This is a genomic window from Rhodoferax sp. LS1P39, from assembly GCF_056521425.1.
The window spans coordinates 94398-109426 of sequence record NZ_JBWMAV010000001.1 but is presented as its reverse complement, the minus strand read 5'-3'; the positions used below and the strand labels follow the sequence as shown (position 1 = coordinate 109426).

General features: G+C 66.7%; 8 protein-coding genes. 1 reads left to right on the top strand and 7 read right to left on the bottom strand.

The window, feature by feature from the left end:
- Positions 1 to 13: 13 nt before the first annotated feature.
- The 5 genes from AC097O_RS00400 to AC097O_RS00380 form a co-directional block, all read right to left on the bottom strand.
- The gene (locus tag AC097O_RS00400; protein WP_315186783.1) at positions 14 to 334 is read right to left on the bottom strand and encodes a BON domain-containing protein; all 321 of its coding nucleotides are present in this window, start codon (positions 332 to 334) and stop codon (positions 14 to 16) included.
- 70 nt (positions 335 to 404) lie between these two features.
- Positions 405 to 917 carry a ferritin-like domain-containing protein gene (locus AC097O_RS00395; RefSeq protein WP_479591457.1) on the bottom strand — a complete coding sequence of 171 codons (513 nt, stop codon included), beginning with the start codon at positions 915 to 917 and terminating at the stop codon, positions 405 to 407.
- Between the two features lie 197 nt (positions 918 to 1114).
- The gene (locus tag AC097O_RS00390) at positions 1115 to 1666 is read right to left on the bottom strand and encodes a DUF1003 domain-containing protein (protein ID WP_479590739.1); all 552 of its coding nucleotides are present in this window, start codon (positions 1664 to 1666) and stop codon (positions 1115 to 1117) included.
- A gap of 11 nt (positions 1667 to 1677) precedes the next feature.
- A complete protein-coding gene (locus tag AC097O_RS00385; RefSeq protein WP_479590737.1) occupies positions 1678 to 10014 on the bottom strand; it encodes a glycoside hydrolase family 94 protein in 8337 nt (2778 codons plus the stop codon).
- Positions 10015 to 10017: 3 nt separating this feature from the next.
- On the bottom strand, positions 10018 to 10284 hold the full coding sequence (locus tag AC097O_RS00380) for a hypothetical protein (RefSeq protein ID WP_479590735.1): 267 nt from the start codon (positions 10282 to 10284) through the stop codon (positions 10018 to 10020).
- A gap of 238 nt (positions 10285 to 10522) precedes the next feature.
- On the opposite strand from AC097O_RS00380, the gene AC097O_RS00375 reads away from it, so the two are divergent.
- A complete protein-coding gene (locus AC097O_RS00375; RefSeq protein ID WP_315186772.1) occupies positions 10523 to 11248 on the top strand; it encodes a helix-turn-helix domain-containing protein in 726 nt (241 codons plus the stop codon).
- Between the two features lie 6 nt (positions 11249 to 11254).
- Here AC097O_RS00375 and AC097O_RS00370 read toward each other — a convergent pair whose 3' ends face one another.
- Positions 11255 to 11917 (bottom strand): PAS domain-containing protein, encoded by a 663-nt coding sequence (locus tag AC097O_RS00370; RefSeq protein ID WP_479590733.1) that lies wholly within the window; start codon positions 11915 to 11917, stop codon positions 11255 to 11257.
- The gene (locus tag AC097O_RS00365) at positions 11910 to 14885 is read right to left on the bottom strand and encodes a chemotaxis protein CheB (RefSeq protein WP_479590731.1); all 2976 of its coding nucleotides are present in this window, start codon (positions 14883 to 14885) and stop codon (positions 11910 to 11912) included. The genes AC097O_RS00370 and AC097O_RS00365 overlap by 8 nt, the downstream gene beginning before the upstream one ends.
- Positions 14886 to 15029 lie beyond the last annotated feature (144 nt).

The window sequence follows — 15029 nt, the reverse complement described above, 5'->3', positions numbered from 1 at the left end:
TTGCAGTTGAAAATTAAGGACGGATGGCGATTTCGTTCTTCACGGCCTTCACACCCTTGACGTTGCGGGTGATGCTTTCAGCCGTGGACTTTTCCTTCAGGCTCTTGGCAAAGCCCGACAGCATGACGGTGCCGTTCAGGGTTTCCACGCTGATGGCCGATGCGTCGACTTCCTTGTTGTCCACAAAGCGGGCCTTGACGCTGGTGGTCACGGCGGAGTCGTCGATGTAGGCGCCCACGGATTCTTGGCCACGGGTGACTGCACAGCCTGCGGTGGTCAACAGCACGATGGCGGTGATGGAAGCGGCGAGGGTGGTGCGGATGTTCAGTTTCATTTTGGATACTCCAGTTGGTAAAAAAAGTGGTTTGGCATGGTGAATGGCCCCACCAGCCAGGGCTAAAACACTAGGCGGCCAGCCAGTCCTTGAGTTCGTCGGCGTGCTCTTGCTCGTCGCTCAAGATGTCTTCCAGCAGACGGCGGGTGGTCGAATCCTTGTCGCCAATCATGGCAATCATCTGGCTGTAGGCTTCAATGGCGACCCGCTCGGCCACCAGATTGGCTTTGATCATTTCTTTCAGATCCTTAGAGTCGTCGTAGGCCGCATGGCTGCGCTTGGTAAGCGAATCGGGCGAAAAGTCGGGCTCGCCGCCGAGCTGCACGATGCGCTGGGCCAGCCGGTCGGCATGGGCGGCTTCTTCGTTCGCATGCACCAAAAACTCTGCGGCAATAGCACTGGATGCCAGGCCGTCGGCTGTGAAGTGGTGGCGCTTGTAGCGCAGCACGCACACCAGCTCGGTGGCCAGCGAGTCGTTCAGCAGCTTGATGATGTCTTCGCGCCAGGGGCCATAGCTGGGGGTGACAGCACCCTGGTCCAGGCTGCGGCGGGCGGCACCGATGGCCGCTTCGTTCAAGACCATCCGGTCGCCGTTACTCGTCGGCAACTGCGTGACATTCGTAGGTTCATTCTTAGCGGCCATCGTGGTTCCTTGGTTGTTCGGTTCAGTGGGATGTGGGTACTGCCCAACCGATGACTGAACTTTAAAACCGAGGATTGCCACGCCCTATCGGCTTGTGCCGCTACGCCATGTAGGACGATGCCGCATGAGCGTGTCGGCTAGCTTGTAGCCTTGTCTTTCAAATGCGATAGCAGCTTCAACTGCTCTTTCTGGATTTCCAGCAGCTCTGCCCACTGGCCCTGGCGCAGCGCGTCAATTTTCTCGTGCAACAGCATGATCTCCAGCTCGGCCTTGAGGTTGACCTCGTAGTCGTGCTCGGCGTGCAGTCGGTCCTTCTGGGCCTGGCGGTTTTGCGACATCAGGATGATGGGCGCCTGCACCGCGGCCAGCATCGACAAAAACAGGTTCAGCAGGATGAAAGGGTAGGGGTCGAACACCGCATTCCAGCGCACCAGCAGCACCACGTTCAACACCACCCACACCACCAGCACCGTGGCAAACAGCAAGATAAAGGTCCACGAGCCGCCAAAGCTGGCCACGGCATCGGCCGCGCGTGCGCCGAAGGACGTGTCGTTATCCAGGTCTTTGGCGGTATTGCGGGCAATGTGCTTGCGTCCGGCGATGTGGCTGGCAACCTTTTGGGTTTGCGCGTCCATGGCTTCATAGGCCAGGCCGAGCAGTTTCTCGGTGGTGTTGTCAGGTGTGGTCATGGGCGGAAGGTTCAGATCGGGATCACAAAGCAGCTCTGCACCGCCAGCCCGGCCCAGGGTAGCGCCTCATCCACCCGCAGCAGCTTGGCGTTGCTGTGCGCGTGGGCCGCCAGCGCCGCCTCGGGTGCGCCGCGGGTAAAGATGAACCGCATGCTGCGCTCGCCCCGGCGCAGCGTCATCTCGGCCTGCGGCCAATGGGACGGCAGGCAGGGGGTGAAGCGCAGCGTGTCGGCTTCCTGTTCCAGCCCAAAGATCGAGGCAATCGCCGCGCGGTGCATCCACGCCGCCGAGCCGGTGTACCAGCTCCAGCCACCCCGCCCCACGTACGGTGGCTGGGTGTACACGTCACCGGCCATCACATAGGGCTCGATGCCGTAGGCGGTGTTGTGGCGGGGGTTGGCAGCCCGGTGGGCCGGGTTCAGGTAGGTGAAGTAGCGGTAAGGCGTGTCAGACGGCGTGTGCTGGCTCTGCGCAAACTGGGCCTGCGCCATCATCGCCCAGACCCCGGCATGCGAATACTGGCCACCGTTTTCGCGCACGCCCGGCGGGTAGGCCTGGATGTAGCCAGCGCTGGGCACGGCATGCGCCAGCGGCGGGTCCAGCAGCTTGATGAGACCGGCCTGCGGGTCCACAAGATGCTGCTCCATGGCGGTCAGCGCAATCCGTTGCAAGGCCACCGGTGCGGCATGGGACAACACCGCCCAGGCCTGGGCGATCAGGTCGATCTGCGCCTCGGGGTTGGCGTGCGAGCCCAGGGCTTCGCCGTTGTCAAAAAACGCGCGTTTGAACCACTGGCCGTCCCAGGCCGGGCCCACCAGCGCGGCCTTCCAGCCCTCGGCGGCGGCTTCCCAACGTTGCGCCCGGGCCGTGTCACCGCGGGCCTGGGCCAGCGGCGCAAATTCGGCCACCACCTGGCACAAAAACCAGCCCAGCCACACCGACTCGCCCCGGCCCTCGATGCCGACGCGGTTCATGCCGTCGTTCCAGTCGCCGCTGCCCATCAGCGGCAGGCCGTGCACGCCCACCGCCAGGCTGCGGTCGATGGTGCGCGCGGCATGCTCGTAGACGGTGGCCGTGTCCATGCCGACGGCGGGCGTGTAGTACGCGTCTTCCGCACCTTCGGGAATAGCCGCGCCTTCCAGAAAAGGCACCTGCACCTCCAGCAGCGTGGCATCGCCCGTGCTGCGCAGGTAGTGGGCGCAGGCGTGCGGCAGCCACAGCAGGTCGTCTGAAAAGTGCGTGCGCACGCCCGCGCCGTTGGGCGCATGCCACCAGTGCTGCACATCGCCCTCGGGGAACTGGCGCGCGGCGCACACGGTGATCTGCTCGCGCAGCATGCCGGGCGCGGCCCAGGCCAGCGCCATGGCGTCTTGCAACTGGTCGCGGAAACCCGTGGCCCCACCGGCCTGGTAGAAGCCGGATTTGGCCCACAGGCGGCAGGCCACGGTTTGGTACAGCAGCCAGTGGTTCACCATGGCATCGAACAGCGGGTCGGGCGTGGCCACTACGGCGGCCCCCAGCAGCCGGTCCCAATGGGCGCGGGCCGTTGCCAGGCGCTGCGTGGCCTCTACCGCAGCAGCCTGCAGCACCACCTCGCGGGCCAGCAGTGGGTTGGCCGCAAAGCCCAGCAAAAACACCCGGTCGGCGGTGTCGCCAGCGGCCAGGTGCAGGGTGGTGGACAGGGCGGCGCAGGGGTCCAGCCCGGCACCGGTGGCGTGGCCAAAGTGGTCGGGCAGCAGCAGGCGGCCACGGGCATCGAAGCATTCGCGGCGGTCACCGGTCCAGTCGTCCGCCGCATGGTCGCCGTCACCGGCCAGGGCCAGAAAAGCCGTGCCTTCGCCAAAGCCTGCGCTGCGCTCGCGCTGGGTGCACAGCAGGGCGGTGGTGGTCCCGTGCTGGAACACGCCCATGTGCACGCTGCTGCGGTCACTGCGGTTGGCCCCCATCAGCCATTCGGCCATGCCGATGATGCGCAGCTGTAGCGGGCGGTGGCCCCGGTTGATGGTGTGCAGCCGTATGTGCTTGACCGAGGTGTCGGGGTCCACGCACCAGGTGGCGGCCACGTCGATATCGCCCCGGCGGTGGCGGATGGTGGTGCTGCCCTGTCCATGCGCCACGTGGTAGACCGCTTGCGGGTCGGCCCAGGCATTGGGGGTGACGCTCCACACCTCCAGCGTCTTGCGGTCTTGCAGCAAAAACCATTCTGATGGCGTGTCGCCCACCGGGTCGTTGGACCAGGCGGTGAGCTGGTTCAGACGGCTGTTCAGGCCCCAGCTGTAGCCACCACCGGCTTCGGTGATGTGCGCGCCAAAGCCCGGATTCGCCAGCACATTGGTCCATGGGCGCACGGTGCGCAGGGTCGGGCCCACATCAAAGCGGAACTCCCCTTCGGCGGTAAACGCCCCGGTGGGCGCGGGTACGGCCTGGGTGCGGTGCGGCACCAGGGGCACGGCCACGGTAGAGGTGGCGTGCCGGGATTCCAGGGCCTTCTCATGTAGCGCTGTCCAGGCCTGCACGTGGTGCAGCAGCGGGCGGCCATCGGCCAGCAGGCGCACGCGGGCCTGGGCGTGCAGGGTGCTGAACTCGTCGGGGGTCAGCTCCTCGGCGCGCAAGAGGTACATGGTGGTGGGAGCCGACTCGCCGCCCCGGTCGGCCGCATGGCGGTCGCGCAGGATGCCGATCTCGCGGTGCAGCGCCATCAGGTAGGACGCAGGCTCGGCGTTTACCACCACCAGGTCGCAGCCCAGGCCACCCCAGGACCACAGCTTCAGCGCCTGCGCCAGGGCGCGCAGCAGGCCCAGGCCTTCCATGGCGCTGGCAGATACCAGCAGGATGGGCCGGTCGCCCGAGATGCCAAAGCGCCACAGCAGCCGCCGGTCGCTCACCGGGGCCATGCCGTCGGGGCCGGTGCGCACGGTGGGGCGGGCCAGGCTCAGGGCCAGCGCGCTGGTCAGGGTCTGGATGGCCACCAGGCTGTCGGGGGCCAGGCCCCAGGTGCGCAGGCGGATACCGGCCAGCGTGGCCGACATCAGTGAAGAGCGCTTCACGTGGATGTGCTGGCGGTACTTGTCGATCACCGCCTGCAGAGTCTCGGTGTTGTCGCTGGCGGCGGTGGCAAAGGTCAGCCGGGCCTTGCCATGCGGTGCGATGCGCAACTGCACCGCGATGGCGCACACCGGGTCCAGCCCGGTGTCGAGCGCGGTACTGCTGCCGGGCGCAGGCGGTGCCACCAGGCGGGCCAGCGGCTGGCTGGCATCGCGGTTGCGACCCAGCCAGTGTTGGCGGTCGGTCTGGATGCGCAGGCCCAGCACCTGCGGGTCGGTATCGACCATGAAGTGGGCGGCCTGCAAGGCCTGCTCGGAGGGCAGGCGGGGGGTGCGCTCGAACACCAGCGCCTGGTCTTCGGCCTGCCACTGGGCGCGGATGAACAGGTTGGTAAAGGCCGGGTGCGCCTCGTCGGCCCGCGCATCGGACAGCGTGACTTCAAAGGCCGAAACCAGCTCGATCTCCAGCGGCTGGTCGCCCAGGTTGCGCAGCTCCACCTGGCGGAACTCGATGTCGTCCTCGGGGCTGACCCACACCGTGGTGTGCGCCTGCACGCCCGGCCATTCGGCATCGAAGCAGACCCGGTCGGCGTGGTAGGTGCTGTGGTAGTGGGCGGCAGGGTCCGGTGCCGGGTGCTGGGTGATGGACACCAGCGGCTGGTCCGGGCTGGAACGCAGGTAAAAGAAGCTGCCATAGGCATCGCGCAGCGCATCGTCGCGCCAGCGGGTGATGCCGGTACTGCCGCGGCGGCTCCAGCCCGCGCCATTGGAGCGCAGCGCCACGTGGTAGCGCCCGTTGGACAGCAGGTGCGTGGGCTCCAGCGCCGCGCCGCCAGGCACCACCTCGCGCAGCAGGCCGGGGGCGCGCTGCTGCATCAGCTGGGTCGGCGGGCCGGCTGGGGGCGCGCCGAGCAGCGACACCTCGCGCGGCGCACGCTCGTGCAGCAAGGACGTAACCGCCTCGATGGACGGGTTCGCCATGCCCCAGCGCTGGGCTGGGCCGTCCAAAAGCACATTCGCCAGGGCCACCAGGGTCATGCCCTGGTGGTGGGCCATAAAGGTGCTGACGGGGGTGAAGGCCTCGCCATCGGCCTGGCGCGCCGGGGTGAAGTCCAGGGCTTCGATGAAGCCGTAGCGCCCGTGTGCGCCCAAATTCTCCAGTGCTACAAAATTCGCAGCTGCTAATGCAGGTGCCACAAGCACGGCAAGCCCCGTGGCATAGGGAGCGATGACCAGTTCATCGACTGGCGTGCGGCGCAGTGCCAGCCGGGGCACGCCCTGCGGTGCGTACTGGTAGGCCAGGGTGTGGTCCTGCCCGGCGTAGGCAGATTCAGAAATGCCCCAGGGCACTTTGTGGGCCTGCGCGTAGGCCATCTGTTCTTGCAATGCCGCATGGCAAGCCTCTTGCAGCACGCTGCCAGGCGGCTCCACCAGCACCAGCGTGGGCATCAGGTACTCGAACATCGAGCCCGACCACGAGCGCAGGCCCGCGTTGGCCCCAATGGCGTAGAAAGGCCGCCCCAGCGATGCCCAATGGCGCACCGGCACATCGCCCTTGGCAATGGCCAGCAGGCTGGTCAGGCGCGACTCGGAAGCCAGCAGATCGTAAAAGCCCGCATCCAGTTGCCGCTCGGCCACCCGGTAGCCAATGTGCAGCAGGTGGCGTTTGCGGTGGTACAGGAAGCGGTAGTCGGCCGCCCAGGCCATCTCTTCCATGGCGTGGGCCAGGGCCAGCAGGCGGGGGGCGTTGTCGGGGTGGGGGCCCAGGTCTTTCTCGGCAGACGTGCGGGTGGCGCGGTGGTCGGCCAGCAGCCAGCGCAGTTGTTCGCGCTGGGCCGGTGGCAGGCTGCTGCGGGCCGCCAGCAGCGGGGCGATGCGGCGGCGGGATGCGTTGAGCGCACCGTGGGCGGCCTGGGTGGATTGTGGCGCAGCGGCCATCTCGCGGCAGGCCTGGGCCACGGCCAGCAAATGCCCGCTGAGGTTGCCGCTGTCCACGGTAGACACATACAGCGGCAGCAGCGGCGCGCAGGTTTGTGTGTCATACCAGTTGTAGAAGTGGCCCCGGTGGCGCTGCATGCGGCCCAGTGTGGCCAGGGTGGCCTCCAGCCGTTCCAGCAGGTCTTGCGTGCCGATCCAGCCAAACTGGCGGGCGCAGGCCGTGCTCAGCAGGTACAGGCCGATGTTGGTGGGCGAGGTGCGGTGCGCCAGCATGTCCACCGGCAGGGTTTGCAGGTTGTCGGGCGGCAGGTAGTTGTCGCCCGGGCCGATGCAGCGCTCAAACCAGCGCCAGGTGTCGCGGGCAATGCCGTGCAGCCGCTCCAGGTCGGCGGCGGGCAGGGGCGCATCCTCGCTGCTTGCGCGGGGGCGGCTGGTCCACCAGATCCACACCGGCGACGCGGCCCACAGCAGGCACAGCACGGTGGCCAGAGCGGGGTGCGCGGTGCCCACGGCCAGCAGCCCCGCCAGCAACAGCAGGGCCACCACCGGCAGGCTCCAGTGCGCACGCACCAGGGCGGGCAAATGGGTTCGGGCCTGGGCCTGGGCCGTGGCGGCGGTGGTCCACTGCAGCAAATGTCGGTGGCTCACAAACAGGCGGTACAGCGCCCGGGCAATCGCGTCCACCGCCAGCACCGCATGCATCAGCAACTGGGCTACGTGCCACAGCCCGCCCCACAGTGTGCGGGCCAGGTCGGACCCGGCCTGGCGGTAGAAGTGGCGCTTGGCCAGGTCGTCGCGGCTGGGCGAAAAGCCCGCCACTGCGCCCATCAGCGGCCCGGCAGAAAAAGCCGCTGCCACCAGGGCCAGCGCGGCCCAGGGCGATACCGTGGGGGCACACAGGGTCAGCAGCAGCAATAGCAGCGAAGCCGGGGCGACCAGCGAGCGGCGCAGGTTGTCAAACATCTTCCAGACGTTGATGCCGCGCAGCGGGTAGCGCCCGGAGTTCAGCAGAATCGCCAGCAGTTGCCAGTCGCCGCGCGTCCAGCGGTGCACCCGCGAGGCAGCCACGTCGGCATGGAAGGGCGCGTCTTCGATCACGCTGACATCGGTAACCGCAGCGCAGCGCGCCAGCGAACCCTCCAGCAGGTCGTGGCTGAGCACCTGGTCTTCGGGCAAACGCCCCGACAGCACGGCGTGCAGGGCCTGCACGTGCAGCAGGCCCTTGCCGGTAAAGCTGCCTTCGCCAAACACGTCCTGGTAGACCTCGGAGGTGGCGGCGCTGTAGGGATCGATGCCGCACTGCCCGGCAAACAGCCAGTGGTACAGCGTGAAATCCTTGCGCGCAGGCAAGGGGGTGGCCACACGCGGCTGCAGGATGCCGTAGCCCTGCACCACGCTGCGCCCGCTGGCATCCAGCCGGGGCTGGTTGTGCGGGTGGGCGGCCACGCCCACCAGTTCGCGCAGGCGGCCTGGCGGCAACTGGGTGTCGCTGTCCAGGGTGACGATGTAGGGCGTGTGCGCGGCAATGCGCGAGGTGTCGCCCAGGTACATGAAGGCGGCGGTGGAGTCGGTGGACATGGCATCCACCAGCAGCTCCAGCTTGCCGCGCTTGCGCTCCCAGCCGATCCAGCGCTGTTCGCTCTGGCTGAAGCTGCGTTCCCGGTGCAGCAGGATGAAGCGCGGTGCCACCCCCAGCGAGGTGGGGTAGCGCAGGTTCAGCGCGCTGATGCCCTGCATGGCGGCCGACAACAGGTCGGCATCGGCCGGGGTGCGCTCGGTGTCGGCATCCACCCAGTCGGTCAGCAGGCCGAACTGGGCGCAGGGCTCGGGGTTGGCAATGTAGTGCAGGTGCAGGCGGTGCACCAGGGCGCGGGCCGATGCCGCGCTGTCCAGCATGGCGGGAATCACCACCATCACCCGGTGCGCAGGCGGTATGCCGTCCAGCAGGCCCAGGCGCGGCAGGTGCTGCGGGCGCACCGATTCGCTGATCAGCCGGTTGAGGATGGCCACCATGGCTTCCGAAGCCGGGAGCAGCATCAGCGCGGCGCTCAGCAGGGCCAGGCCCGCCCCGCCGGTGGGGTGGTGCAGCATCCACGCCACCAAACCGATGGTGCCCACGCCCAGAGCGCCCAGGTAGGCGGGCAGGGCGGCGCGGCGCGTGACGGCGCGCCACAGCACGGCGGTGTTTTCATGCAGGCCCAGGGCTTTGACCAACACCGGGCGGCCCGCATCCTCCAGCCAGTAACTCGGTACGCCGGTAGACGCATCCAACGGGCTGCCGGTCTGCATCAGCCCCAGCAGGGTCTGGGCCACCGAGGCTTCGCTATGCCCGCTGTGTTTGGCCAGGCGCTCGATGCCGTGCAGCGTGGCATCGCGGGTACGCGGGTGTTCGGCTTCAAAAATGGGTGAGGCCAGCATGCGCTGCATCAGCACACTGGTGCGCGCCACGATGTCGGGCCAGTCGGCGTCGCCTATGGCGCGCAGCGATTTCACTGCGTTGCTCACGCTCAGGTTGTCGGCGGCCTGGTCTGCGTTGTGCTGGGTCTGGGCGGCGGCAAAGTCGGGCAGGGCGTTGTGCAGCCAGTCGTGGACCGGCGTGTCTGCAGTGTTGCGGCTGTCTTGCAGGCGCAGCGCCATCTGGGTCAGGAACATGCGGCCGACACCGCGCGCATTCAGCAGCGCCAGCAATGCGTCCAGGTCGGCAATGGACGTGGTGGCCAGGTGGTCGCAGCACAGGTTGGCCACTTCGCGGGCCGCCTTGTTGGTGGCCACGCGCTCGGCCAGGCGGCGCAGGTTCTCCACCAACACCACCCGCAGCGTGGTGGGCAGGGCCCACATCTCGGCCAGGTTCAGCTCGCGGGTTTCCTGGTAGGCGCTGAGGAACTGCACCAGCAGCGCCTCGTCAAACGCGCCATCGGTGTGCGCCACAAAGGCCCAGGCGATGCCGTAGACCCGGGGCAGCCCGGCCAGGGGCTCGTCTTGCAGCACGGGCAGGGCGCGGAAGTAGCTGCGCGGCAGCCCGGCGTGGATTTCTTCCAGCTGGGCTTCGATCAAATGGAAGTTGTCCAGCAGCCATTCGGCCGCCGGGCTCACGTCATAGCCGGTGGCGGCCTGCGCGCCGATATAGCGGTGGGCCTCGTTCAGGGTGTGGATGTTGTCGCGCAGGCGTGGAAAAAAGCTGGCGGCCCGCAGGCTGGGCCGTTCGGCGCGGTGCGTCTCGCCCAGGCTGCGACCGTGCTGCGCAAAGCGCTGCAAGCCAAAGATTTCGGACCGTATCGGCGGCTGCACCGGGCCACGCACCCCGTCCAACATCTGGCACAGGATGGGGGATGCACCAGGCACCAGGCGCAGCAGCTCGGTCGCCATGCCTTACAGCACCAACAAAGTGGCACCGATCAACAAGGCGGCAACGGCCAGGGTGGTCACAAAACGCGAGGCGGCAAAACCATGCACTGTGTTGCCCACATGGCGCAGGGTGGACCAGCGCCGGTTGGCACCTTGGCACAGGCTCAGGTGCTCACCCAGCGCGGCCAGTTCCATAGGCTGGCTGGCGGCGGCATCCTGAAACGACGAGGTGCTCCAGCTGGGGCCTGCATACTGGGAAGAAGCTTTGGAAGGGGAGGTGGAAGCAGGCATGGAGTTCTCCAGGATTGGTGGTAAATGGACTGATAAGTCCATCGTAGGAAAGCAGGGGTCGGCTGTCTGTCGGACAGTGCGCCACTGCGGGTAGGACGGTGGCTCTACGTTCGGCGGTTTGTAGGACAGTGCCGACGCAGATTGCCGACGACCGCCGATAGCCGCTGGGCCCGGGGATGGGAATGATGGGATGCATCAGGACTTACGCAAGTCCTCACACTTTTGCCAGAGGACTCCCATGCCCACCGCTCTACAAACCGTTTCCGATCCGCGCCAGAACCAGTTGCTGGCTTCTCTGTCCGATGCCGACTGGGAGCGGTGGGAGCCCTACCTGGAATGGGTGGATCTGCCGCTGGGCAAGGTGCTGTGCCGCTCGGGCAGCACGCCCGGTTATGTGGTGTTTCCCACCACCGCCATCGTCTCGCTGATGTACCTGGCCGAGGACGGCGCGTCGTCTGAAGTGGCGGTGGTCGGGTTGGACGGCGTGGTCGGCCTGTCGCTGTTCATGGGCAGCGAGGTCAGCCCGCACGAAGCGGTGGTGCAAAGCGCCGGGCAGGGTTACCGGCTCAGCGCCCACCGGGTCAATGCCGAAGCCGAAACAGGCGGCCCGGTCATGCGCATGCTGCTGCGTTACACCCAGGCATTGATCGCCCAGGTGACGCAGACCGCCGCCTACATCCGCCACCATTCGATCGACCAGCAGTTCTGCCGCCGCCTGTTGCAGGGGCTGGACCGCTTGCCCAGCAACAAAATGGCCATGACCCAGGAACTGGCCGCCAGCCTGCTGGGCGTGCGCCGCGAAGGCGTGACGGCGGCCGCCCGCAAGCTGCAACAGGCCGGGGTGATTGCCTACCGGCGCGGCCACATCGAGGTACTCAACCGCCCCCGGCTGGAGCAGGGGGCCTGTGCCCTCTACGCGGCGGGCACATCGCGCCCGCGCGACCAGATGACGCTGGCCGCTTGATGCTCTTCAGTGGGGCTTGAGCTCGTCCTGCCGCTTGCGCTCAACGGTGGCTTCGGGAGAGCCGTCCACCAGCGCCCGGTAGCGGGCCTCGCTGGCCTGCATGGCCGCAGCCATGACCTTGGAATCGCTGATGTCGGCCAGCACCAGGTGCTGTTCGGGGGCTCCGGCCGCATCCCGGGCAGCGCTGGTGGTCATTTGTACCCAGCAGGCATGGCCCACCAGGTCGACGATCTGTAGCTCGCAGGTCTGGGGCGCGCCGCTTTCCAGCAACTGCTTGCGCAGGCGGTAGTAGGTGTCCTGGTGGTCTTTGCCGATGAAGCGGCTGATGCGTTGCCCCACCAGGGTGCCGCGGGCAATGCCCAGCAGGGCCGCCACGGCCAGGTTGGCCTCCACCACCAGCCCGCTTTCGCTCACCGTGCAGTAGCCCACCGGGGCCAGGTCGTACAGCTCGAAATAGCGGGACCGGGCTGCCTCCAGCAGCAACTGGGTGCGCAGCAGCTCGTCGTTCTGCATCTCCAGCTCGATCTGGTGCACTTGCAACTCGTGCACCGCGCGCTGCATGTCTGCCAGCGTCAGGGATTCGGTGGGGCGGGCGGTCAACGCGGCCTTTTCGCGAACGATGGCTTCTGCCTGCAGGCGCAGGGACTGCGCGGCGCTTGATTTATCCATGGCGGACCTCATTGGTGGTGGTGTGCTGGATACGTTCGGTGGTGGCAAGAGCATATACCTGGCCGTCTGCATCCAGCAGTTCGGTCGATGCCAGGGAGATGCTCAAAACTTGGCCGTCTTTGGTCAGCCGTTGCGGGGCGGCGGGGTCGGGGGTGCCGGGTGGCAGCAGGTCGCGCACATTCATCCGCAGGGCCTCGGCCTCGGTCCAGCCGTACAGGCGCTCGGCACCGGGGTTCCAGGCCAGTATGCGCCCATCCAGGTCTTGCACGGTAATGGCATCGAACGCGTCGCGCACCACCACCGCCAGGCGCAGCAGCTCATTGGCCTTGCGCAGGGCTTCGCGGGTGCGCACGATCTCGGTAATCTCCACAAAGGTGATCACCACGCCTTCGATCACATTGTCCAGCGTGCGGTAGGGCAGGATGCGCATGGTGTAGTGCTTGTGCTCCAGCGTCTCCACATGGGCTTCAATGGGCTGCAGGTTCTTGAGTACGGCCTGCACGTCGGCCACCAGCCGGTCGTAGCCCAGCAGGTTGGACGCAATATGGCCCACCGGGCGGCCCACGTCGCTCAAGATCAGGTTGATGATCAGCGTGGCCGCCGGGGTGAAGCGCAGGATGCGCAGGCCATGGTCGACAAAAATGGTGCCAATGCCGGTGCCCGCCAGCAGGTTGTTCATGTCGTTGTTGGCGCGGGACAGGTCGGCCACCTTGGTTTGCAGCTCGGTGTTGACGGTGGCCAGCTCTTCGTTGATGGACTGCAGCTCTTCCTTGGAGGTTTCCAGCTCTTCGTTGGTGGACTGCAGCTCTTCGTTCACCGACTGCATTTCTTCGTTGGACGACTTGAGCTCTTCGTTCGAGGTTTCCAACTCCTCGTTGGCGGCCTGCAAATACTCTTCCTTGGCCTGCAGCTCTTCGTTGAGCGCGTTGATCTGTTCCTGCGAATCCAGCGTGGCGGCGGGCGGCAACGGTGGTGGCGACTGCGGCATGTCCTGCACCGTGGCCACTTCCAGCACCACCAGGTACAGCGCACATTCCAGCGCCGGTGCGGCCCCCGCCGCCACCGGGCACACAGCCAGGTTCACCAGGCTGAAGTGGCCGTTGGTTTTGACCCGCAGGTTCAGCGCCTGCACCGGCGCCTTGCTGATGGTGGCCTTGTGCAGCACGGTGGTGAGCTCGCGGCGCAGGCCTTCGCGGGCCATCTTCACGATGTTGTTGATGCCCGCCTCGCCCGGCGCGGGCTCCAGGTACATGCCGGTGCGGCCATGCAGGTACAGGATGTCGCCCTGGCCGTTGACCAGCACGGCCGCCGGGGCCAGGTGCTGCAACAGGGTTTGCTCGGTCAGGGTGCGCAGGGACAGCTTCATGGGATGGGCAATTTTGTCGATCACGGGCGGTAGCGCCACCTCGCGGGTGGTCATGGGCGGCAAAAACCGGCCCAGGGCGGCACGCTGCGCGCCCTGGAAGTCTTCTTTGCGCTGGTAGGCCTTGGTTTTGCGGTCCACCACGGCAAACAGGTCGGCCAGCTCGCCCACGGTTTCCGAGCTGCCCAGAAACAGTATGCCGCCGGGCAGCAGCGCGTAATGGAACAGCGCCATTACCTTCCTTTGCAGCTCGCCGCCCATGTAGATCAGCAGGTTGCGGCAACTGATGAGGTCGAGCTTGGAAAACGGCGGGTCTTTCACCAGGTCGTGCTCCGAGAACACCAGCATGTCGCGGATGCCCTTGTGCACCCGGTAGGCGCTGCCATCGGGCTCGGCGGTGAAAAAGCGGGCCAGCCGCTCGGGCGAGATGTCGGCGGCAATGCTGGCCGGGTACAGCCCGGCGCGGGCGGTGGCAATGGCGCGGCTGTCCAGGTCGGTGGCAAATACCTGCACCTTGAAGTTCTGCTTTAGGGTGTCCAGCCGCTCCTGCAGCAGGATGGCCAGCGAATAGGCCTCTTCGCCGGTGGAGCAGCCCGCCGACCAGGCGCGCACCACCGAACCCGGCGGCTTGCTGGCAAACAGCTTGGGTATGACCTGCTCCTCCAGCACCGCAAAGGCCTCGGGGTCGCGAAAGAAGTTGGTCACGCCGATCAGCAGGTCGTGGAACAGCGCGTCCACCTCGGTCGGGGTGTGCTGCAGGTACTTCACGTAGCTGTCCAGCGTATCCACCTGGTGCACCGCCATGCGCCGCTCGATGCGCCGGTAGATGGTGTTGGGCTTGTATAGCGAAAAGTCGTGCCCGGTATGGGTGCGCAGCAGGATGAAGATCTTCTTCAGGGCGTTTTCGGACAGCGGCACGCTGGCCAAGCCGACATTGGGCGGGCGGCCAAAGGCGTGGGCCACATAGGCCATCAGCTGGGCGGGCATTTCGGCCGGGGGCAGCTCGAAATCGACCAGGCCGGTGGCCAGGGTGCTGCGCGGCATGCCGTCAAATTCGGCCGAGGCCGGGTTTTGCACCATCACCATGCCGCCCTCGCCCTTGATGGCGCGCACGCCCAGGGTGCCGTCGCTGCCGGTGCCCGACAGCACGATGCCAATCGCCCGCTCGCGCTGGTCTTGCGCCAGCGAGCGAAACAGGTAGTCGATGGGCAGGCGGTGGCCGCGTGGCGCGGTGGGCTCCAGCAGGTGCAGCGCACCATTCAAAAAGGCCATGTCGCGGTTGGGCGGGATGATGTAGGCGCAGTTGACCTGCACCACCATGCCGTCTTGCACCTCGCGCACCTGCATGCGGGTGTTGCGCTGCACCAGCGCGGTCAGCATGCTGCTGTGGTCGGGGGCCAGGTGCTGCACCAGTACAAAGGCCATGCCGGGGTGCGCGCCTGCAGGCATGCCGGAAAAAAAGGCTTCAAACGCCGCCAATCCGCCCGCAGATGCGCCGATACCGACAATGGGGAAGCTGGGTAGGGACGGTGGAATGGACGGGGCCTCTACCACCGTCTCGGCGGCGGTCGGAGGGGGTCTGCTGCTTTTTGCCTTGGATGCCATGGAGTTCTCCGGTTACGAAGAAGGGTCATGCGGGCACTTCAGCGAATTGCAGTGTAGTCGCTGCGTAAGTGAAAGTAAAAAACTATCAAAAATATAGCTGCTCGTGCTTATGGAATAAGCGCTAGGTGCCAATTTTATGCCTAA